Consider the following 19,792-nt stretch of genomic DNA (forward strand, 5'->3'; position numbering starts at 1 on the left):
GCCCACGGATGCTCGCTCAGCCTGACCCCGATCTCGACGATGGACCGCGGACGCAGAAGTCCGCGACCACGCGGATGTGCGCGGTCAGCCGCGAGGTGCGTCCGATCGACGAGCTGATCCGGTTCGTCGTCGCCCCCACCGGCGAGGTGATCCCGGACCTCAAGCGCAAGCTGCCCGGCCGCGGATTGTGGGTGTCCGCATCGCGGCGCAGCGTTGCGGAAGCGGTCCGTCGTCACCAATTTAGCAAGGGATTCAAGCGCGACGTCCGCGTTGCGCCGACCCTTCCCACCGACACCGATGCACTTCTGGTGCGCAGCGTTACCGAGGCCCTGGCGATGGCCGCCAAGGCCGGTCAGGTCGTTTCGGGCTTCGGCAAGGTCGAGGACGCACTCAACCGGAACGAAACTGCAGCCCTGATCCACGCTTCGGACGGCGCCGCGGACGGAATCCGCAAATTGGACGCGATCGTCCGGCAAAGGGGCGAAAAACGTGGTGAATCGCCGGTAATCCCCGTCGTCAATGTTTTGACGTCGGAAGAATTGGATTTGGCACTTGGGCGGTCAAATGTGATACATGCTGCGCTGCTCGCGGGCCCGGCGAGCAAGACGTTCCTGTCACGCTGCCAGATGCTGGTCCGATACCGGATGGCCGACGACGACAAGACCGCCGAAGCGGCCAGAAATTCCAGAGCGTGATCCGGGAAGGCGGACGCCGTCTTTCCGACCGGATCATGCTCAGCAAAAGACGACGTTGAAGGATTTGTGCGGCACACGCACAGCGAAACGAGATTAGGACTGCTGAATGGTTGATACCAAGACCCCTGGCGACAAGACTCTGAGTGTCCCGAGCAAGACGTTGTCGCTGAAGCCGCGCGTCGAGACGGGCACCGTGCGCCAGAGCTTCAGCCACGGCCGGACCAAGCAGGTCGTGGTCGAGAAGCGCGGCAAGCGCCGCGTCGGTGGCGACGGCCCGGGCGAGGCGCATGCGCCGGAACCCGTGGTTGCAAAGCCTGCGGCGCCCCCTGTCGCCAAGCCACCGCTCGGCCGCCCCGCGGCCCCGCCGCAGCGTAACACCCGCTCCGGCGTGGTGCTGCCGACCTTGACCGAGGACGAGCGTTCCGCGCGCGCCAATGCGCTTGCCGACGCCCGGCAGCGCGATGTCGAGGAACGCCGCCAGGCCGAAGAGGAAGCCAAGCGCCGCGCCATCCGCGAGGCTGCCGAGAAGACGGAGCGCGAAGCCGCCGAGGCCCGCCGCAAGGCGGAAGAGGAGCGCCACCGCCACGAGGAAGAGGCCAAGCGCAAGGCCGAGGTTGAGGCCAAGCGCCGCTTCGGCGAGGGCGAGGCCAAGCCCGGCGCGGCACCAGCCGCAGCTCCGGCCCGGCCCGCCGCAGCCGCACCTGCGTCTTCTGCGCCGGCAGCCCGGACACCGGCAGGCCGCCCTGCGACCACGACGACCACGCGTACCCCTGCCTCCGCGCCGAGGCCCCCGGCGGTTGCCGCCGAGGCGGACGAAGACGAAGCTCCGCGCATGGTGCGCCGCCCCGGCGGTGCCGTGCGTCCGGTCGCCGCGCCGAAAACGACCCATAAACCCGCTCCGCAGAAGGAGCGCGGCCGCCTCACCTTGACCACCGCGCTCAACGCCGACGACGTGCGCGAGCGCTCGATCGCCTCGTTCCGCCGCCGTACCCAGCGTCTGAAGGGGCACGCGTCCAACGAGCCGAAGGAAAAGCTGATCCGCGAAGTCATTATCCCGGAAGCCATCGCGATTCAGGAACTCGCCAACCGGATGTCGGAGCGCGCAGTCGACGTCATCCGCATGCTGATGAAGCAGGGCGCGATGCACAAGATCACCGACGTGATCGACGCCGACACCGCGCAGCTGATCGCCGAGGAGCTCGGCCACAGCGTCAAGCGCGTCGCTGCCTCCGACGTCGAGGAAGGCCTGTTCGACGTTGTCGACGATTCCAGCGACACCGAGCCGCGTTCGCCCGTGGTCACGGTCATGGGCCACGTCGACCACGGCAAGACCTCGCTGCTCGATGCGTTGCGCCACGCCAACGTGGTGTCCGGCGAAGCCGGCGGCATCACCCAGCATATCGGCGCCTATCAGGTGACTTCGCCGGAAAGCGGCAAGAAGATCACCTTCATCGATACGCCCGGCCACGCCGCGTTCACCGCGATGCGCGCCCGCGGCGCCAAGGTCACCGACATCGTCGTGCTGGTGGTCGCCGCCGATGACGGCGTGATGCCGCAGACGATCGAGGCGATCAACCACGCCAAGGCGGCCAAGGTGCCGATGATCGTGGCGATCAACAAGATCGACAAGCCCGATGCACGGCCCGAGCGCGTCCGCACCGAGTTGCTGCAATATGAAGTGCAGGTCGAATCGCTCGGCGGCGACGTCGTCGACGTCGAGGTCTCGGCCAAGAACAAGACCAATCTCGACCGTCTGCTCGAGATGATCGCGCTGCAGGCCGAAATCCTCGACCTGAAGACCAATTCGGAGCGTCCGGCGGAAGGCACCGTGATCGAAGCCAAGCTCGATCGCGGCCGTGGTCCGGTCGCAACCGTGCTGGTGCAGCGCGGCACGCTGCGCATCGGCGACATCATCGTGGCCGGCGCCGAAATGGGCCGCGTCCGCGCACTGATCTCCGACCAGGGCGAGAATCTCGACGAGGCCGGGCCGTCCGTGCCGGTCGAGGTGCTCGGCTTCAACGGGCCGCCGGAAGCCGGCGACCGTCTCGCCGTTGTCGAGAACGAAGCCCGCGCCCGCCAGGTCACGAGCTATCGCGCGCACCAGAAGCGCGAGAATGCGGCGGCCTCGATCTCCGGCATGCGCGGCTCGCTCGAGCAGATGATGTCGCAGCTCAAGACCGCGGGCCGCAAGGAGTTCCCGCTGATCGTCAAGGCCGACGTGCAGGGCTCGCTGGAAGCGATCCTGGGCTCGCTGGAAAAGCTCGGCACCGACGAAGTCGCCGCCCGCATCCTGCATGCCGGCGTCGGCGGCATCTCGGAGTCCGACGTCACGCTGGCGGAAGGCTTCAACGCCGCGATCATCGGCTTCTCGGTCCGCGCCAACAAGGAAGCGGCGGCCGCGGCCAAGCGCAACGGCATCGAGATCCGCTACTACAACATCATCTACGACCTCGTGGATGACATCAAAAAGGCGATGTCCGGCCTGCTCGCGCCCACGCTGCGCGAAACCATGCTGGGCAACGCGCAGATCCTGGAAGTGTTCAACATTTCCAAGGTCGGCAAGGTCGCAGGTTGCCGCGTCACCGACGGCACCGTGGAACGCGGCGCCAATGTGCGCCTGATCCGCGACAACGTCGTGGTGCACGAAGGCAAACTGTCGACGCTGAAGCGCTTCAAGGATGAAGTGAAGGAAGTGGTCGCCGGCCAGGAATGTGGCATGGCGTTCGAGAACTACGGCGACATGCGTGTCGGCGACGTGATCGAATGTTACCGCGTCGAGACGATCCAGCGCTCTCTGTAAGTCCAAATCTTACGAAGCGCAGATCTTACTAAGCGTTGGGTCCATTTAACTGAAAATGCGACGACGTGGCCGGACTTTAGTCCGGCCACCCGCGCATTGTCTGATTGAAAGCAAAGCTAAGACATTGATGCCCGCGGCCACGGCCTGCGGGCGCGACGGTTTTGGAAGAAGGTCATGCCCCGTCAAAAGAAGAGTTCCAGCCCCGGCGGCTCACAACGTCAACTGCGCGTCGGCGAAACGGTTCGCCATGCGGTTGCCGAGATTCTGTCGCAGGGTGAGGTTCACGATCCCGATCTCGAAGGCCACATCATCACCGTTCCCGAGGTGCGAATGTCGCCGGATCTGAAGCTCGCGACGATCTACGTGATGCCGCTCGGCGGCCGCGACACCGACACGGTGATCGCCGCGCTCGAGCGCAACAAGAAGTTCCTGCGCGGCGAGATCGCGCATCGCGTCAACCTGAAATTTTCACCCGACATTCGCTTCCGCGTCGATGAGCGGTTCGACGAGGCGGAACGCATCGAGAAACTATTGCGAACACCTGCGGTGCAGCGAGACCTTGCACCCGATTCGGACGACGAGTGATGACTGTGATGACGACCAACAGCGTTGCCGACGCGAAGGATTCCGACGCGCGCGACGCTGAGCGGGATGGTTTTGCCGGGCAGCGCAGCGACGAGCCGCGCCGCACCAACAACGACCCGCGCCAGAGGCAGGGCAAGCAGAACCAGCAGCCGCGCCGCGACAAGCGCGACGTCCATGGCTGGGTGGTGCTCGACAAGCCGATCGGCATGACCTCGACCCAGGCGGTCGCCGTGCTCAAGCGCCTGTTCCAGGCCAAGCGCGCCGGCCATGCCGGCACGCTCGACCCGCTCGCCTCCGGCGGGCTGCCGATCGCGCTCGGCGAGGCCACCAAGACCGTGCCGTTCGTGATGGACGGCCGCAAGCGCTACCGCTTCACGGTGTGCTGGGGCGAGGAACGCGACACCGACGACACCGAGGGACGAGCCGTCAGGACCAGCGAGAGCCGGCCGACTGCCGATTCGATCCGGAACCTGCTGCCGCGCTTCACCGGGGTGATCGAGCAGATCCCGCCGCAATATTCGGCGATCAAGGTGCAGGGCGAGCGCGCCTATGATCTGGCGCGCGACGGCGAGACCGTGGACCTGAAGCCCCGCCCGGTCGAGATTCACGAATTAACCCTTGTGGAACATGGAGATAACGGCCAGTCCGTGTTCGAGGCCGAGTGCGGCAAGGGAACCTATGTCCGGGCCCTGGCCCGCGATATGGGCCGGATTCTGGGCTGTTTCGGCCATATCTGCGCGCTGCGGCGGACCCTGGTCGGTCCGTTTACCGAAGCGGACATGATTCCGCTGGAACAGTTGGAGGCTTTGTGCAATAGAGCCGCGTCTGGCGAGGGCAGCCTCGCCGACGCGCTTTTGCCCGTTGAGACCGCGCTGGACGACATCCCGGCACTGGCCGTCACACGGGCTGATGCGGCAAGGCTCCACAGGGGCCAGGCCGTTTTGTTGCGCGGACGGGATGCGCCCAATACTAGCGGCACAGTCTATGTCACGGTGGCAGGCCGACTTCTCGCGCTTGCCGAAATTGGCAATGGCGAACTCATCCCCAAGCGCGTGTTCAACCTGAACGGACTGACCGCCAGTCCGGCTCGCAACAATGAAAGTAACTGACGATGTCGATTACCGCGGAACGCAAAGCGGAAGTCATCAAGACGAATGCCAACAAAGCCGGCGACACCGGCTCGCCCGAGGTTCAGGTCGCGATCCTGTCGGAACGCATCAATAACCTCACCGAGCACTTCAAGAGCCATGTGAAGGACAACCATTCACGCCGCGGCCTCCTGAAGCTCGTGTCGACGCGTCGCTCCCTGCTCGACTACATCAAGCGCAAGGACGAGGCGCGCTACAAGGCGCTGCTTGAGAAGCACAACATCCGTCGTTGATTTTGAGAAGCACGCGCGCGGGGTTCGCGCGCGTTTTCGCATGATCGTCCGTGAACTCGGGCTTTCGAATTGTCGAAAGATGATCATGCGCACCAGCATGGCAATCGCGCCATGCACACTAGCGTTCAGCAGCAATCCGGCCGCTGGACCGGGCAAGATGCCCAGATGACCGAAAGGATGGACGCCATCCGAAATCCAGGGACCATGGCAGGATCGCCGGATACTGGTCGCGACAGCGCATCAGTGTCTCGCCGTCTTGGCATGGTCTTTGTGTTTCAGGGCGCCGTGCTTTCGTGAAACCATGAAAGAAAACCGAAATGTTCAATTCGCATTCCGTCGAGATCGACTGGGGTGGACGTCCCCTTAAACTAGAAACCGGCAAGATCGCCCGCCAGGCCGACGGCGCCGTGTTGGCGACCTACGGCGAGACCGTGGTGCTCGCCACCGTCGTCGCGGCGAAGTCGCCGCGCGAAGGCGTCGACTTCCTGCCGCTCACCGTCGACTACCAGGAGAAGACCTACGCCGCAGGCCGCATTCCCGGCGGCTATTTCAAGCGCGAGGGCCGTCCGACCGAAAAGGAGACGCTGGTCTCCCGCCTGATCGACCGCCCGATCCGTCCGCTGTTCGTCGACGGCTGGCGCAACGAGACCCAGGTGATCGTCACCGTCCTGTCGCACGACATGGAGAACGATCCGGACATCGTATCGCTGGTGGCTGCCTCCGCCGCCCTGACGCTGTCGGGCGCGCCGTTCAAGGGCCCGATCGGCGCCGCACGCGTCGGCTTCGCCAATGACGAATACGTGCTCAACCCGACGCTCGACGAGATGACCGAGACCCAGCTCGACCTGGTCGTCGCCGGCACCGCCGACGCCGTGCTGATGGTGGAATCGGAAGCCAAGGAGCTCAACGAAGACGTGATGCTCGGCGCGGTCATGTTCGGCCACCGCCACTTCCAGCCGGTGATCAACGCGATCATCGAGCTCGCCGAGAAGGCCGCCAAGGAGCCGCGCGAAGTCACCACGATCGACAATTCGGAGATCGAGAAGGAAATGCTCGGCATTGCCGAGCAGGAGCTGCGCAAGGCCTATGCGATCCCGGTCAAGCAGGAACGCTATGCCGCGGTTGGCGCCGTCAAGGAGAAGGTGCTGGCGCACTTCTTCCCGGAAGGCCAGGAGCCGAAATACGACAAGCTCCGCGTCGCCGGCGTCTTCAAGGAACTGGAAGCCAAGATCGTCCGCTGGAACATCCTCGACACCGGCAAGCGCATCGACGGCCGCGACGCCAAGACCGTGCGCAACATCATCGCCGAAGCCGGCGTGCTGCCGCGCGCCCACGGCTCGGCGCTGTTCACCCGCGGTGAGACCCAGGCCGTGGTCGTGACCACGCTCGGCACCGGCGAGGACGAGCAGTACATCGACGCGCTGTCGGGGACCTACAAGGAAACGTTCCTGCTGCACTACAACTTCCCGCCCTACTCGGTCGGTGAAACCGGTCGCCTCGGCGGCACCAAGCGCCGCGAGATCGGCCACGGCAAGCTCGCCTGGCGCGCGATCCACCCGGTGCTGCCGCCGCACCACGAGTTCCCGTACACGATCCGCGTGGTCTCCGAGATCACCGAATCGAACGGCTCGTCCTCGATGGCTTCGGTCTGCGGCGCTTCGCTGTCGCTGATGGATGCCGGCGTGCCGCTGAAGCGGCCGACGGCCGGTATCGCCATGGGCCTGATCCTCGAAGGTCAGCGCTTCGCGGTGCTGTCGGACATCCTCGGTGACGAGGATCATCTCGGCGACATGGACTTCAAGGTCGCCGGCACCGACCAGGGCATCACCTCGCTGCAGATGGACATCAAGATCGAGGGCATCACCGAGGAGATCATGAAGGTTGCGCTTGGCCAGGCCAAGGAAGGGCGCATCCACATCCTCGGCGAGATGGCCAAGGCCTTGACCGCGGCGCGCGCCGAGCTCGGCGAATACGCACCGCGCATCGAGACCTTCAAGATCGCCACCGACAAGATCCGCGAAGTGATCGGCACCGGCGGCAAGGTGATCCGCGAGATCGTCGAGAAGACCGGCGCCAAGGTCAACATCGAGGACGACGGCACCGTGAAGGTCGCCTCCAACGACGGCGAGGCGATGAAGGCTGCGATCAAGTGGATCAAGTCGATCGCCTCCGATCCGGAGATCGGCCAGATCTACGAGGGCACCGTCGTCAAGGTGATGGAGTTCGGTGCGTTCGTGAACTTCTTCGGCGCCAAGGACGGCCTCGTCCACATCAGCCAGCTCGCGGCCAGCCGCGTGCAGAAGACCTCGGACGTCGTCAAGGAAGGCGACAAGGTCAAGGTCAAGCTGCTCGGCTTCGACGACCGCGGCAAGACCCGCCTGTCGATGAAGGCGGTCGACCAGGAGACCGGCGAGGACCTCGAAGCCAAGCAGAAGCCCGACGCACCGGCGCCGCGCGAAGCTGCCGGCGAGTAAGCCAAGGCAAATTGTTACCAAATCGACTGTGACGAAAAGGGCGGCCCGGTGGCCGCCCTTTTTAGTTTGTAGAGGTCGGACGCAAATCAATCTCCGCTGATCGCAATGCGCGGTTTTGACCCGGCATTGTGACCGGCATTGCTGGAACCCGTTCACAACTTGCGCCTAATATCAGGCGCCTTCCCAGCACGGAGAACCACGATGTCCTTGATGTCCCGACGCCATCTGATCATCGCAGCGACCGGCATCGCCGCGGCCGCCGCCTCGTCGCGCACAGCCTTCGCACAGGCCGCGGCGCAGGCGCCCAGCGGGCCGTTCAAGATCGATCCGCTGACCTACCCGACCAATGCGCTGGAGCCGCATATCGACGCCAGGACGATGGAAATCCATCACGACCGGCATCATCAGGCCTACGTCACCAACCTCAACAATTTCGCCAAGGACAATCCGCAGATCGCGGAGAAACCGCTCACCGACGTGCTCGCCAATCTCGGCAATGTGCCGGACGCGATCCGCACCGGTGTCCGCAACAACATGGGCGGCCACGCCAACCACACGATGTTCTGGCAGATCATGGGACCGAACGGCGGCAAGGCTGACGGCGAAGTGCTCGCCGCGATCGACCGCGACCTCGGCGGCATGGAGAAATTCCAGACCGATTTCAATGCCGCGGGTGGGCGCGTGTTCGGCTCCGGCTGGGTGTTCGTTACCGTGACCAGGGACGGCAAGCTCGCGATCGAGACGCGGCCGAACCAGGACAACCCGATCATAGACGGCAAGCGCGCGCTGCTCGGCAACGATGTCTGGGAGCACGCCTATTATCTGACCTATCAGAACCGCCGGCCCGATTACCTCAAGGCGTGGTGGAACACGGTGAATTGGAAGGCCGTGGCCGAGCGCTATGCGGCAGCAAAGGCCGGCACGCTCGGGGTATGAGCCGGTAAGGCTCGCTAGCCACAAGCGGCCGCGCTAGATTTGAAAGCCCCGCGAGACGCTCGCGGGGCTTTCTTGTGGGGCCTTCTTTCTTGGGAAGACCAGGCTATGCGCCCGGAGAAACCGACGATGACGCTGCCGACCATCCGGCCCGGCCGCCCCGGCGAATATGACGAGATCGCGCGCATCTGGATGGAGAGCTGGACCTCGACCGGGCTCACACCACGGAGCGATAGCCTGTTGAGCGATCTGCGCGCGCGCCTGCGCCGCGAGATCGACAATGGCTGGAGCCTGTTCGTCGCCGACGATCGCGGCGGGATCGCCGCGATGCTGGCACTGCATCTGCCGACCTTGCTGCTTGACCAGCTGATGGTCGCGCCAAGCCATCAAGGCTGCAGCCTGGGGCGCCATTTGCTCGCCTTCGCCCGTGAGCAATTGCCCGACGAGATCTGGCTGAAATGCGTCCGCGAGAACGACAAGGCCTGGCGCTGGTACGAGCGCGAGGGCTTTGTGTTCGAGAAGGAAGCACCCAATCCGGTGACCGGTTTCATGATGAAGCACTATCGGTGGAAGAAGCGATAGGCGCCCAAGGCAATCGATCCAGACTCACGCGCGTTTTGTCTCATGCGTCTTGCGTTGCCAATTTGCGCGAGGCGCGCGATGAACAGGCACTGCTCGTCCACGCCGAAGAAAGGGTTCGCACCATGATCAAGCTGTACTGGTCGCCGCGCTCGCGCTCATTCTCCGCCATCTGGCTGCTGGAGGAATCCGGCCTCGCTTACGAACGGGTGCTGACCGATATCAGCACGGGCGCGCAGAAGTCGCCGGACTTCCTCAAGATCAACCCGATGGGCAAGGTGCCGGCGCTGACCGACGGCGACGCGCAACTCGCCGAGGCGGCGGCGATCTGCGCCTATATCGCCGACCGCTATCCGGAGACAAAGCTCGCGCCGGCCGTGACGGATCCGAAGCGCGCACGCTATCTGCAGTGGCTGTTCTTCTCGCCGAGCTGCATCGAGCCGGCGCTGATCCAGCTCTTCACCAAGCTCGAGGTGCCGACCAGCACCGCATCCTGGGGCAGCGCACCCCAGGTGTTCGACGTGCTCGATGCCGAATTGCAGAAGGGACCGTGGATCCTTGGCGATCAGTTCTCGGCCGCCGACATCGCGATCGGCGCGGGCCTGAATTTTGCAGTTCGCGTGTTCAAGATGGTGCCGCCGCGGCCGTCCTTCGAGGCCTACATCGAGCGCTGCGTGGCGCGGCCGGCGTTCCAGCGCGCGGAGAAGATCGCGGCGGGGTGAAGACGTCGTCGCATAGCCCGGATGAACGAGATCATCGAATGTTCGAGTTGGGCTGCTCCAACCTCCCCTTGAAAAGGGGAGGTCGCTTTGCTCGCCAGAGCAAAGCGGGTGGGGATCTGCTCTCTCCGCTGACAGCCTCGCCTGCGGCTGGCCCCCATCCCGACCTTCCCCCTTTCAGGGGGAAGGAGAATAGCCGAATGAAGCAGTGGACTCCCAAACGGGCCTACGCTGGCACGACGCGGGGATCGACGTCCTGCGTGTAGTCGACGCCGTCGATGCCGAAGCCGAACAGGCGGAGGAACTGGCTCTTGTATTCTCCGAGATCGGCCAATTCGCCGAGCGTCTCGGTGGTGAGCAGCGGCCAGCACCGCGACACCTCGGTCTGCACCTCGGGCGAAAGCTCCCAGTCGTCGACCCTGATGCGCTGCTCGTTATCAAGCTCCACGCCCTTGCCTAGGCGGGTGCGGAACAGCCGGTCGATCTGCTCGATGCAGCCCTCATGGAGCCCGAGCTGCTTCATGACCTTGAACAGCACCGTGCCATAGAGCGGCACCACCGGAATGGCCGAGCTCGCCTGGGTGACGACAGCCTTCAGCGCGACGACGCGGGCCGCGTCCGGACCGAGCCGGCCCCGGATTGCTTCCGCCTTGCGGTCGAGGTCGACCTTGGCGCGGCCGAGCGTGCCGTTCCAGTAGATCGGCCAGGTCAGTTCGCTGCCGATATAGGTGTAGTTGAGCGTCCGGAAGCCCGGCGCCAGCACGCCGGCATCCGCGAGCTGGTCGATCCAGCGCTTCCAGTCGTCGCCGCCCATCACCGCGACCGTGGCCGCGGTTTGATCCTCGGTCGCCGGCTCGAGGGTGGCCTGGAAGACCTCGCCGGTCTCGGTGTCGAGCGTCTTAATCTCGACGGGGGCGCCGAGCGGCTTGATGACCGAGCGATAGGTCTTGCCGGTGTCGGGATCGGTCCTGGCGGGAGCCGCCATGCTGTAGACTAGCAGGTCGAGCTGGCCGAATTTTTCGCGCACACGCTCGATGAAGTTCTGCTTCAGCTCGTCGGAGAAGGCATCGCCCTCCAGCGTGAGCGGAGACCGTCCGATCTTCTCGGCCTCGATCTCGAAGGCGCGGTTGTTGTACCAGCCGGCGCTGGCGGTTCTCTTTTCCGAAGGCTCGCGCTCCAGCGACACGCCGATGGTGTCGGCGCCGCCAGCGAAGGTCGCGACGATGCGGCTCGCGAGACCGTAGCCGGTCGAACAGCCGAGCACGGCGACGCGCTTGGGGCAGTCCGCGACCGGGCCCTGACGGAGAACATAGGCGATCTGCTCGCGAACATTGGTGGCGCAGCCGACGGGATGTGCCGTCGTGCAGATGAAGCCTCGCACGCGCGGTTCGATAATCATTCCCACCCCATTCCGGATCGTTGCAATGTCCCCATTCGCTCCCTCAGCAAGCAAGGGGAGGCGAAATCACGCATCAAGCCGCCTGAACACCAGCGTGGCGTTGGTGCCGCCGAAGCCGAACGAATTCGACAGCACGGTCGTGAGCTTGGCGTTGTCGATGCGCTTGCGCACGATCGGCATGTCGGCGAACACCGGATCGAGCTCGGTGATGTGCGCGCTTTCGCAGATGAAGCCGTTGTTCAGCATCAGCAGCGAGTAGATCGCTTCCTGCACGCCGGTAGCTCCGAGCGAATGCCCGGTCAGCGCCTTGGTCGCCGAGATCGGCGGGCACTTGTCGCCGCTGCCGAACACCTTGCGGATCGCCTCGATCTCCGGCGGATCGCCGGCCGGCGTCGAGGTGGCGTGCGGATTGATGTAATCGACCGGCGTGTCCACCGTCGACATCGCCATGCGCATGCAGCGCTCGGCGCCCTCGCCCGACGGCGCGACCATGTCGTAACCATCCGAGGTCGCGCCGTAGCCGACGACCTCACCATAGATGCGCGCGCCGCGCGCCTTGGCGTGCTCGAGCTCTTCCAGCACCACGACGCCGGCGCCGCCAGCGATCACGAAACCGTCGCGGCTGATGTCGTAGGGACGCGACGCGGTGGCCGGCGTGTCGTTGTATTTCGAGGACATCGCGCCCATGGCGTCGAACAGCACCGACAGCGTCCAGTCGAGTTCCTCGCAGCCGCCGGCGAAGATGATGTCCTGCTTGCCGATCTGGATCGTCTCATAGGCGTTGCCGATGCAATGGTTCGACGTCGCGCAGGCCGAGGAGATCGAGTAGTTCACGCCCTTGATCTTGAACCAGGTCGCGAGCGTCGCCGACGCGGTCGAGGACATGCCCTTCGGCACCGCAAACGGACCGACGCGCTTCGGGCCCTTGGCGCGCGCGATATCGGCGGCTTCCACCAGCGTGCGCGTCGACGGCCCACCGGATCCCATGATGATGCCGGTGCGGATGTTGGAGACTTCGTTCTCCTCGAGGCCGGCGTCGCGGATCGCCTGTTCCATCGCGACGTGATTCCAGGCCGCACCTTCGGCAAGGAACCGCATTGCGCGGCGATCGATCACCTCTGCGGGATTAAGTGTCGGCGCACCGTGCACCTGCGAACGGAAGCCGAGCTCTGCGGCCTTCTCCGCTCGCGAAATGCCCGACTTTGCCTCGTAGAGGCTCGCAAGCACTTCCTGGGTGTTGTTACCGATGGATGAGACAATCCCCATCCCCGTGATGACAACCCGCCTCATGTTCGCCTCGCCCTGCCTTTATGTTGCCGCATGATGATCCTGCTCAAGACGGCGCCGTGCCCTGCTTGAACAACCCGACCTTCAAGTCCTTGGCGCGATAGATAATCTCGTCGTCCATGGAAAGCCACCCGTCGGCAATTCCAAGCACGAGCTTTGACCGCATCACGCGCTTGATGTCGATGTTGTACACAACCTTGCGCGCTTGCGGCAGCACCTGTCCGGAGAACTTCAGCTCGCCGAGGCCGAGCGCGCGGCCACGACCTTCGCCACCGATCCAGCCGAGGTAAAAGCCGACCATTTGCCACATGGCATCGAGGCCGAGGCAGCCCGGCATCACGGGATCGTTCTTGAAATGGCAGCCGAAGAACCAGAGATCCGGCTTCACGTCGAGCTCGGCGCGCACCAGCCCCTTGCCGTACTCGCCGCCGGTTTGCGAGATATCGCTGATGCGATCGAACATCAGCATCGGCGGCAGCGGCAACTGGGCGTTGCCGGGACCGAAAAGCTCACCCCGCCCGCAAGCGAGCAAATCCTCGTATTCGTAACCGCCGCGCCGATCCAGCATCCTCTTCCACCTCTCATGTCCCGATGAAGCGCTTTTGCCTGGTCGGACCTTAAATCTACCCACGGGAACCGGAAATATCCTGTCCCGTATCTTGGCGCTACCTGGGCACGCTTCCGGCCTGTTATCTCTGCCGAAAGCGCATATGTGGTCCGCGCGCGCTCTAACATAGGGCTAACTGGGCGGCAAAGCGGCATTCCTATGATAAATTACCGCTTCTCCTTCGGTTTCTACCGCAGCTTGGATTCGTTCTAGTTGCGAAAAACTTGCATCTGATAGGCATCCTTTTTATATTTATGAGGAATATTGCCTGAGTTGGGTGCATAGAGTGGATATGAACGAAGAAGTACCGGCTGTGAACGATGACGCCGTACACCCGGCTGCGCGGGGCACTGGGCACCACCCTGCCCTGACCGGCTGCCCGTGGCATGACGTCAACGAGATGTTGCAGTCTGCCGGTCTCCGGCCGACGCGCCAGCGTATGGCGCTGGGCTGGCTGCTGTTCGGCAAGGGTGCCCGCCACCTGACCGCTGAAATGCTGTACGAGGAAGCCACGCTGGCCAAGGTTCCGGTGTCGCTGGCGACCGTCTACAACACGCTCAACCAGCTCACCGATGCCGGCCTGCTGCGCCAGGTCAGCGTCGACGGCACCAAGACCTATTTCGACACCAACGTGTCGACGCACCACCACTTCTATCTCGAGCATAACCACGAGCTGGTCGACATTCCCGACCCGAATCTGATGCTCACGAAGATGCCGGACGTACCGGAAGGCTTCGAGATTTCCCGCGTCGATATGGTTGTGCGCCTGCGCAAGAAGCGCTGAGGCGTCCTACCGACGGATTTGAGTTGTGATGGCCGGGCTCGTCCCGGCCATTGTCATTTGGGGATGGGGAAGGTCAGTCCACCTTCTCGTCGGCATAGACGCCCCAGAGGCGCTGTTGCTCGATCCAGCCGTCGAACCCGTTGCCGGTGACCCGGCACCAGTTGTTGGCGCATTTCTTGACCTGCGCGACCACGCCGGCCTGCAGGCGGGCCGCGATCGCAGTGGTGGCGTCGGGACGGTCGTACAGCGAGGCCAAGTCGTCCTTGTTCTTCATCGTGACGACGGCGGTGCGGCGGCCGGACAGCAGGGAATGATAGACCCAGCCCTCGGCACCCTCGGAATCGCGGACCCGGCGCCAGTTCTCGAACTCGGCGGTGATTTCGACCGGCAGTCCCGACCTCGTGTAGACCCAGGCGACGTCATTGTCCTTGGTCGGGCCGGCCCTGACGTTCACATGATCGGATTTCAGGCTGACATAGCGCGGGATCGGCAATCCGCTGGTGGTCGGGTTGGTATCCTTGGCGGAATGTCCGGGCATGACCGACGCACTCAGCATGCTGCCGACCAGCGCCACCAACGAACCGAAACGCCAGAACGCCACCATCAACTCGTCTCCTGCCGAGATGCCCAACCCGCATTCGGCGAGTTGCAACCGATACAAACGCCCAAAAACTCGGGCCCCCTGCGCCGTTCGCTCCCGCACCCCACGTCCGAGGGGTTCTTGTCTTGGCCCGGCCTTCTGCTAGAGAGAACGGAAGGCCTTAAGAGCCAGAACACCCGAATTTCCCCTGACGAAAGCCGGGGCAAGTATCGGGGAACCCTAGGAAACGCGAAGGAAACGCCGGGACAGCGCGGCTATCAGCAGTGTCGAACAACCGGGTTAATGAGGCCTCAACGGTTTGTTTTTTGGCAAGCCGTGCGCCTCATGAAAGCAGGACATGTCGGTGAAGAAAAAGCCTCTCGTCGTCGTCACCCGCAAGCTGCCGGACTCGATCGAGACCCGGATGCGCGAGCTGTTCGACGCCAGATTGAATCTCGACGACACGCCGATGGCGCCGGAACAGATCGCCGAGGCGGCAAGGACCGCCGACGTGCTGGTGCCGACCGTGACCGACATGATCCGCGAGGACGTGATCAATCAGCCTGACTGCAAGCTGAAGCTGATCGCCAATTTCGGCAACGGCGTCGACAATATCGACGTCACGGCGGCGCATGCGCGCGGTATCACGGTGACCAACACCCCGAAGGTGCTGACCGAGGACACCGCCGACATGACCATGGCGCTGATCCTTGCGGTGCCGCGGCGCCTGATCGAGGGCGCCTCGATCCTGACCGAAGGCAAGCAGCATTGGGCGGGCTGGTCGCCGACCTGGATGCTCGGCCACCGCATCGGGGGCAAGAGGCTCGGCATCATCGGCATGGGCCGCATCGGCCAGGCGGTGGCGCGCCGTGCCCGGGCCTTCGGCCTGCAGATCCACTATCACAACCGCCGCCCGGTGGCGCCTATGATCGCCGAAGAGCTCGGGGCAACCTATTGGGAAAGCCTCGACCAGATGCTGGCCCGGATGGACATCATCTCGGTGAACTGCCCGCACACGCCGGCCACCTTCCATCTGCTCTCGGCGCGGCGGCTCAAGCTGATCCGGAAAGAGGCCTACATCGTCAACACCGCGCGCGGCGAGGTGATCGACGAGGACACGCTGATCAAGCTGATCGAAGCCGGCGATGTCGGCGGCGCGGGCCTCGACGTCTATGAGCACGAGCCCGCGGTGAACCCGAAGCTGGTGCGGCTTGCCAGGGCCGGCAAGGTGACGCTGCTGCCGCACATGGGCTCGGCCACGATCGAAGGGCGCGTCGAGATGGGCGAGAAGGTGATCATCAACATCCGAACCTTCCTCGACGCCCACAAGCCGCCGGATCGCGTGCTGCCGAGCATGCTGTGATTTCGTAGCCGGGACTACGCCGCGCTCCATCCAAGCCACGCAGCTCCAACCTCCCCTTGAAAAGGGGAGGTCGCTTTGCTCGTCAGGGCAAAGCGGGTGGGGATCTGCCCCCTCCACTTGCAGCGTCGCCTGTGGCCGGACCCGGATCCCGACCTTCCCCCTTTCAGGGGGAAGGAGAAGAGAGAATCCGTAGCCCGGATGAGGCGCGAGCTGCCAAAATATCGAAAACAACCCCATGCAAAGTAGCCGGTGCAGCCAGCGCTCGACCAGGCAACTTGAAACCAACGCTCGCTGTCGTCCCGGCGCAGGCCGGGACCCATAACCACCGATAGTCATTGTTTCACAGTGCTGGAACGACGAGTCCCGCTCCCAACTTCCGCTGCGGAGTATGGGTCCCGGCTCCCGTGCGCAATTGCGCACTAGGCCGGGACGACGATGTGGTGACGGCCCGTCCTATTTCTTCCGCCGCGCCTGCTTGCGCCAGTCGGCGACGAACGACACGAACGCGGCGAGCGCGGGCGGCGGCTGGCGCCGGCTGGGATAGTAGAGGAACGGTCCGTCAAATGGCGGACACCAGTCGTCGAGCACGCTGACCAGCGCGCCTGATTTGACGCCGTAGTGGACATAACCCTCGAACGTCGCCCAGTAACCGGCGCCGTCATGGACTGCGCGCAGCGCGAGGCCGAGATAGGTCGCGATCAGCCTGGCCGGCGGCGAGACCTTCACCACCCGGCCGTTCTTCTCGAACTCCCAGTCAAAGATCGCGCCGCTGCCGAAGCGGGTGCGGATGCAGGCGTGCTTCAGCAGATCTTTCGGATGCGTCGGCCGGCCATGTTTCGCGACATAGTCGCTGGAGGCCACGACCGCGTAGCGCTGTTGCGCACCGAGCGGGACCGCCACCATGTCCTGCGCCAGATGCTCGCCATAGCGCACGCCGGCATCGAAGCCCTGCGCGACGATGTCGACGAACGCACTCTCGGCGACGATATCGAGATCGATTTGCGGATGTTTGGCGAGGAACGGCGCAATCATCGGCGCCAGCACCAGATCGACCGCGGGCGGCGGCGCGTTGATGCGGAGCCGCCCCGACGGCTCGGCGCGCAGGCCGCGCACCTCTGTGATGGCGTCGCCGACATCGGCGATCGCCGGCGCGACACGGGCAAGCAGCAACTCGCCGGCCTCGGTCAGCGAGACGCTCCGCGTGGTGCGGTTCATCAGGCGGACGCCGAGCCGCTCCTCCATGTCGCGCAGGCGCTGGCTGATGCTGGAAACCGAGACGCGCTGCTCCAGCGCGGCGCGCCGGAAATTGCGCGTGCGCGCCACCGCCACGAAGGCGTCGAGGTCGCGGAGGTCGAAATCCTGCATTGTTCGATATAGTGAACAAGCCATTCGGGATTGTCCAGCTTATCGGCGGACTCGAGCCGGCCCATATCAGCCGCGGTATTGGCGGCGGATCACCCGCCGCGCTGTCTAGGGAGTTCCACCATGGACACACGCAAACTCGGTTCTACCGGCCCCGCCGTCTCGCCGATCGGCCTCGGCTGCATGGGCATGTCCGACTTCTACGGCCCCACCGATCGCAGCGAGAGCATCGCGACCATCCATGCCGCGCTCGAAGCCGGCATCACGCTGCTCGACACCGGCGACTTCTACGGCATGGGCCATAACGAGATGCTGATTGGCGAGGCCCTGAAGAGCGGCAGCCGTGACAATCTGCAGATCAGCGTCAAGTTCGGCGCGCTGCGCGATCGCAACTACGGCTTTCTCGGCTATGACAGCCGTCCCGCCGCGGTGAAGAATTTCGCCGCCTATTCGCTGCAGCGGCTCGGCATCGATCATATCGACATCTACCGTCCGGCGCGGCTCGATCCCAACGTGCCGATCGAGGACACGATCGGCGCGATGGCCGACATGATCAAGGCCGGCTGGATCAAACATATCGGGCTATCAGAGGTTGGCTCCGACACCATCCGCCGCGCCCACAAGGTGCATCCGGTCGCCGATCTGCAGATCGAATACTCGCTGGTGTCGCGCGGCATCGAGAGCGACATCCTGAACACCTGCCGCGAGCTCGGCATCGGCATATCAGCCTACGGCGTGCTGGCGCGCGGGCTGATCAGCGGGCACTGGTCGAAGGAGCGTACGGCCGCGAAGGATTTCCGTTTGCTGAGCCCGCGCTTCCAGGCCGGCAACATCGACGCCAACCTCGCGCTCGCGGACCGGCTACGTGTCATTGCGGCCGAGATCGGCGCTTCTCCGGCGCAGGTCGCGATTGCCTGGGTCGCGGCGCAGGGTAACGACATCGTGCCGCTGGTCGGCGCACGGCGGCGCGAACGGTTGAGCGAAGCGCTCGGCGCGCTCGATGTGACGCTGACCGCGGCGCATCTTGCCGCATTGGCCGACGCATTTCCGCCCGGCGCTGCCGCCGGCGGACGCTATCCGGAGGAGCACCTCCGGCACATGGACAGCGAGAAGCCCGCAGCAGCGTCCTGAAGCATGATGAGATTAGGTTGAGCTGGGGCGGCATCGAAGGTTCACCTCTCCCTTGGGAGAGGTCGATTTGCGCAGCAAATCGGGTGAGGGGTTGCGGTCTATCGAGAGAGCAAGTGCCCTCACCCGGATTGTACCGGACGATGCTTCGCATCGCCGAGCGCAATCCGACCTCTCCCCGAAGGGGGAGAGGTGGACCGAAATCGCGGTAAGCCGATTCAACCCAATCGCATCACGCTCTAGATCAGCGATGCCCGCTCAGATCGGTGATGCCAGGCGCATCACCGTTGAGCGGGTTCTGCGGATCGCGCACATAGCGCAAGGTTTCGAACCGCATCGCACGCGCATCCACCATCAGGAGGCGGCCGACCAGGCCCTCGCCGAAGCCGACGATCTCGCGGATCGCCTCCAGCGCCATCATCGATCCCATCACGCCGGCGAGCGCGCCCATCACGCCGGCCTCGGCGCAGGCCGGCACCGTGCCCGGCGGCGGCGGCTCCGGAAACAGGCAGCGATAGGTCGGGTTGAACACGCCTTGCGCATTCTTCTCGTGCGCGCGGATCGTGGTCAGCGAACCGTCGAACTGCCCTAGCGCCGCCGTGATCAGCGGCCGCTTCGCGAGGAAGCAGGCGTCGGCGACGAGATAACGGGTCTCGAAATTGTCGGAGCCGTCGAGCACGAGATCGTAATTTCCGATCAGCGCCATCGCATTGTCGGCGGTAAGCCGCACCGGATGGGCCTCGAACGTCACATGCGGATTGAGCGCGTGGATCTGCGCCGCCGCGCTGTCGACCTTGCGCTTGCCGATGTCAGGCGTCGCATGGATGATCTGGCGCTGCAAATTGGAGAGCGAGACAATATCGTCGTCGATCACGCCGAGCCGGCCGATGCCGGCAGCCGCCAGATACATCAGCACCGGCGCGCCGAGACCGCCGGCGCCGATCACCAGCACGGACGCCTGCTTTAGCGCATTCTGGCCGGGGCCGCCCACCTCGCGGAGCACGATGTGGCGGGCATAGCGTTCGAGTTCGTCGGCACTCAGCATGATGACTTCCTGCGCGCTGCACCCTGAACCGGAGCGCGGTTGTTGCCGACCAAGCAGATGTGCTTAATTGC

General features: G+C 64.5%; 18 protein-coding genes. 12 read left to right on the forward strand and 6 right to left on the reverse strand.

The window, feature by feature from the left end; all coding sequences use genetic code 11:
- The first annotated feature begins 8 nt into the window (after nt 1-8).
- The 9 genes from K359_RS0128835 to K359_RS0128875 all read left to right on the forward strand — a co-directional run bounded on the left by K359_RS0128835 (nt 9) and on the right by K359_RS0128875 (nt 10,169).
- Nucleotides 9-695 (forward strand): RNA-binding protein, encoded by a 687-nt coding sequence (locus K359_RS0128835; protein ID WP_029082437.1) that lies wholly within the window; start codon nt 9-11, stop codon nt 693-695.
- Between the two features lie 106 nt (nt 696-801).
- A complete protein-coding gene (gene infB / locus K359_RS0128840) occupies nt 802-3,495 on the forward strand; it encodes a translation initiation factor IF-2 (RefSeq protein WP_029082438.1) in 2,694 nt (897 codons plus the stop codon).
- Between the two features lie 174 nt (nt 3,496-3,669).
- A complete protein-coding gene (gene rbfA / locus K359_RS0128845; RefSeq protein ID WP_029082439.1) occupies nt 3,670-4,080 on the forward strand; it encodes a 30S ribosome-binding factor RbfA in 411 nt (136 codons plus the stop codon).
- Complete coding sequence (gene truB / locus K359_RS0128850; RefSeq protein ID WP_029082440.1) at nt 4,080-5,189, forward strand: tRNA pseudouridine(55) synthase TruB; 1,110 nt, start codon at nt 4,080-4,082, stop codon at nt 5,187-5,189. Before rbfA ends, truB begins: the two co-directional genes overlap by 1 nt.
- A gap of 2 nt (nt 5,190-5,191) precedes the next feature.
- Nucleotides 5,192-5,461: a 30S ribosomal protein S15 gene (gene rpsO, locus K359_RS0128855; RefSeq protein WP_016844725.1), complete on the forward strand. Its 270-nt coding sequence runs from the start codon at nt 5,192-5,194 to the stop codon at nt 5,459-5,461.
- A 317-nt stretch (nt 5,462-5,778) separates the two neighbouring features.
- The gene (gene pnp, locus K359_RS0128860) at nt 5,779-7,935 is read left to right on the forward strand and encodes a polyribonucleotide nucleotidyltransferase (protein WP_029082441.1); all 2,157 of its coding nucleotides are present in this window, start codon (nt 5,779-5,781) and stop codon (nt 7,933-7,935) included.
- A gap of 201 nt (nt 7,936-8,136) precedes the next feature.
- Nucleotides 8,137-8,871, forward strand: coding sequence for a superoxide dismutase (locus tag K359_RS0128865; protein WP_029082442.1), 735 nt, complete (start codon nt 8,137-8,139; stop codon nt 8,869-8,871).
- Between the two features lie 126 nt (nt 8,872-8,997).
- Entirely contained in the window at nt 8,998-9,450 is a 453-nt protein-coding gene (locus K359_RS0128870; protein WP_029082443.1) for a GNAT family N-acetyltransferase, read from the forward strand.
- A gap of 122 nt (nt 9,451-9,572) precedes the next feature.
- Nucleotides 9,573-10,169, forward strand: a complete 597-nt coding sequence (locus tag K359_RS0128875) for a glutathione S-transferase family protein (RefSeq protein ID WP_029082444.1) — start codon at nt 9,573-9,575, stop codon at nt 10,167-10,169.
- A gap of 223 nt (nt 10,170-10,392) precedes the next feature.
- Here the strand turns inward: K359_RS0128875 and fabV are convergent, their stop codons facing one another.
- The 3 genes from fabV to fabA form a co-directional block, all read right to left on the reverse strand.
- On the reverse strand, nt 10,393-11,565 hold the full coding sequence (gene fabV / locus K359_RS0128880; RefSeq protein ID WP_029082445.1) for an enoyl-ACP reductase FabV: 1,173 nt from the start codon (nt 11,563-11,565) through the stop codon (nt 10,393-10,395).
- A 66-nt stretch (nt 11,566-11,631) separates the two neighbouring features.
- Nucleotides 11,632-12,855, reverse strand: a complete 1,224-nt coding sequence (fabB, locus tag K359_RS0128885; RefSeq protein ID WP_029082446.1) for a beta-ketoacyl-ACP synthase I — start codon at nt 12,853-12,855, stop codon at nt 11,632-11,634.
- Between the two features lie 43 nt (nt 12,856-12,898).
- A complete protein-coding gene (gene fabA, locus K359_RS0128890) occupies nt 12,899-13,420 on the reverse strand; it encodes a bifunctional 3-hydroxydecanoyl-ACP dehydratase/trans-2-decenoyl-ACP isomerase (protein WP_029082447.1) in 522 nt (173 codons plus the stop codon).
- Between the two features lie 331 nt (nt 13,421-13,751).
- Between fabA and irrA the strand changes: the two genes are divergently transcribed.
- The gene (irrA, locus tag K359_RS53255) at nt 13,752-14,243 is read left to right on the forward strand and encodes an iron response transcriptional regulator IrrA (protein ID WP_029082448.1); all 492 of its coding nucleotides are present in this window, start codon (nt 13,752-13,754) and stop codon (nt 14,241-14,243) included.
- Between the two features lie 73 nt (nt 14,244-14,316).
- Here the strand turns inward: irrA and K359_RS0128900 are convergent, their stop codons facing one another.
- Entirely contained in the window at nt 14,317-14,844 is a 528-nt protein-coding gene (locus tag K359_RS0128900; RefSeq protein ID WP_029082449.1) for an SH3 domain-containing protein, read from the reverse strand.
- A gap of 337 nt (nt 14,845-15,181) precedes the next feature.
- Between K359_RS0128900 and K359_RS0128905 the strand changes: the two genes are divergently transcribed.
- On the forward strand, nt 15,182-16,186 hold the full coding sequence (locus K359_RS0128905) for a D-glycerate dehydrogenase (protein WP_029082450.1): 1,005 nt from the start codon (nt 15,182-15,184) through the stop codon (nt 16,184-16,186).
- 453 nt (nt 16,187-16,639) lie between these two features.
- Here the strand turns inward: K359_RS0128905 and K359_RS0128910 are convergent, their stop codons facing one another.
- A complete protein-coding gene (locus tag K359_RS0128910; RefSeq protein ID WP_029082451.1) occupies nt 16,640-17,551 on the reverse strand; it encodes a LysR family transcriptional regulator in 912 nt (303 codons plus the stop codon).
- A 120-nt stretch (nt 17,552-17,671) separates the two neighbouring features.
- Here K359_RS0128910 and K359_RS0128915 point away from each other — a divergent pair, with 120 nt between their 5' ends.
- Nucleotides 17,672-18,679 (forward strand): aldo/keto reductase, encoded by a 1,008-nt coding sequence (locus tag K359_RS0128915; protein ID WP_029082452.1) that lies wholly within the window; start codon nt 17,672-17,674, stop codon nt 18,677-18,679.
- A 241-nt stretch (nt 18,680-18,920) separates the two neighbouring features.
- On the opposite strand, the gene K359_RS0128920 is transcribed toward K359_RS0128915, so the two are convergent.
- The gene (locus K359_RS0128920; RefSeq protein ID WP_029082453.1) at nt 18,921-19,721 is read right to left on the reverse strand and encodes a molybdopterin-synthase adenylyltransferase MoeB; all 801 of its coding nucleotides are present in this window, start codon (nt 19,719-19,721) and stop codon (nt 18,921-18,923) included.
- Between the last annotated feature and the right edge of the window lie 71 nt (nt 19,722-19,792).

The organism is Bradyrhizobium sp. th-b2, assembly GCF_000426785.1.
Taxonomy (GTDB): Bacteria; Pseudomonadota; Alphaproteobacteria; order Rhizobiales; family Xanthobacteraceae; genus Bradyrhizobium; species Bradyrhizobium septentrionale.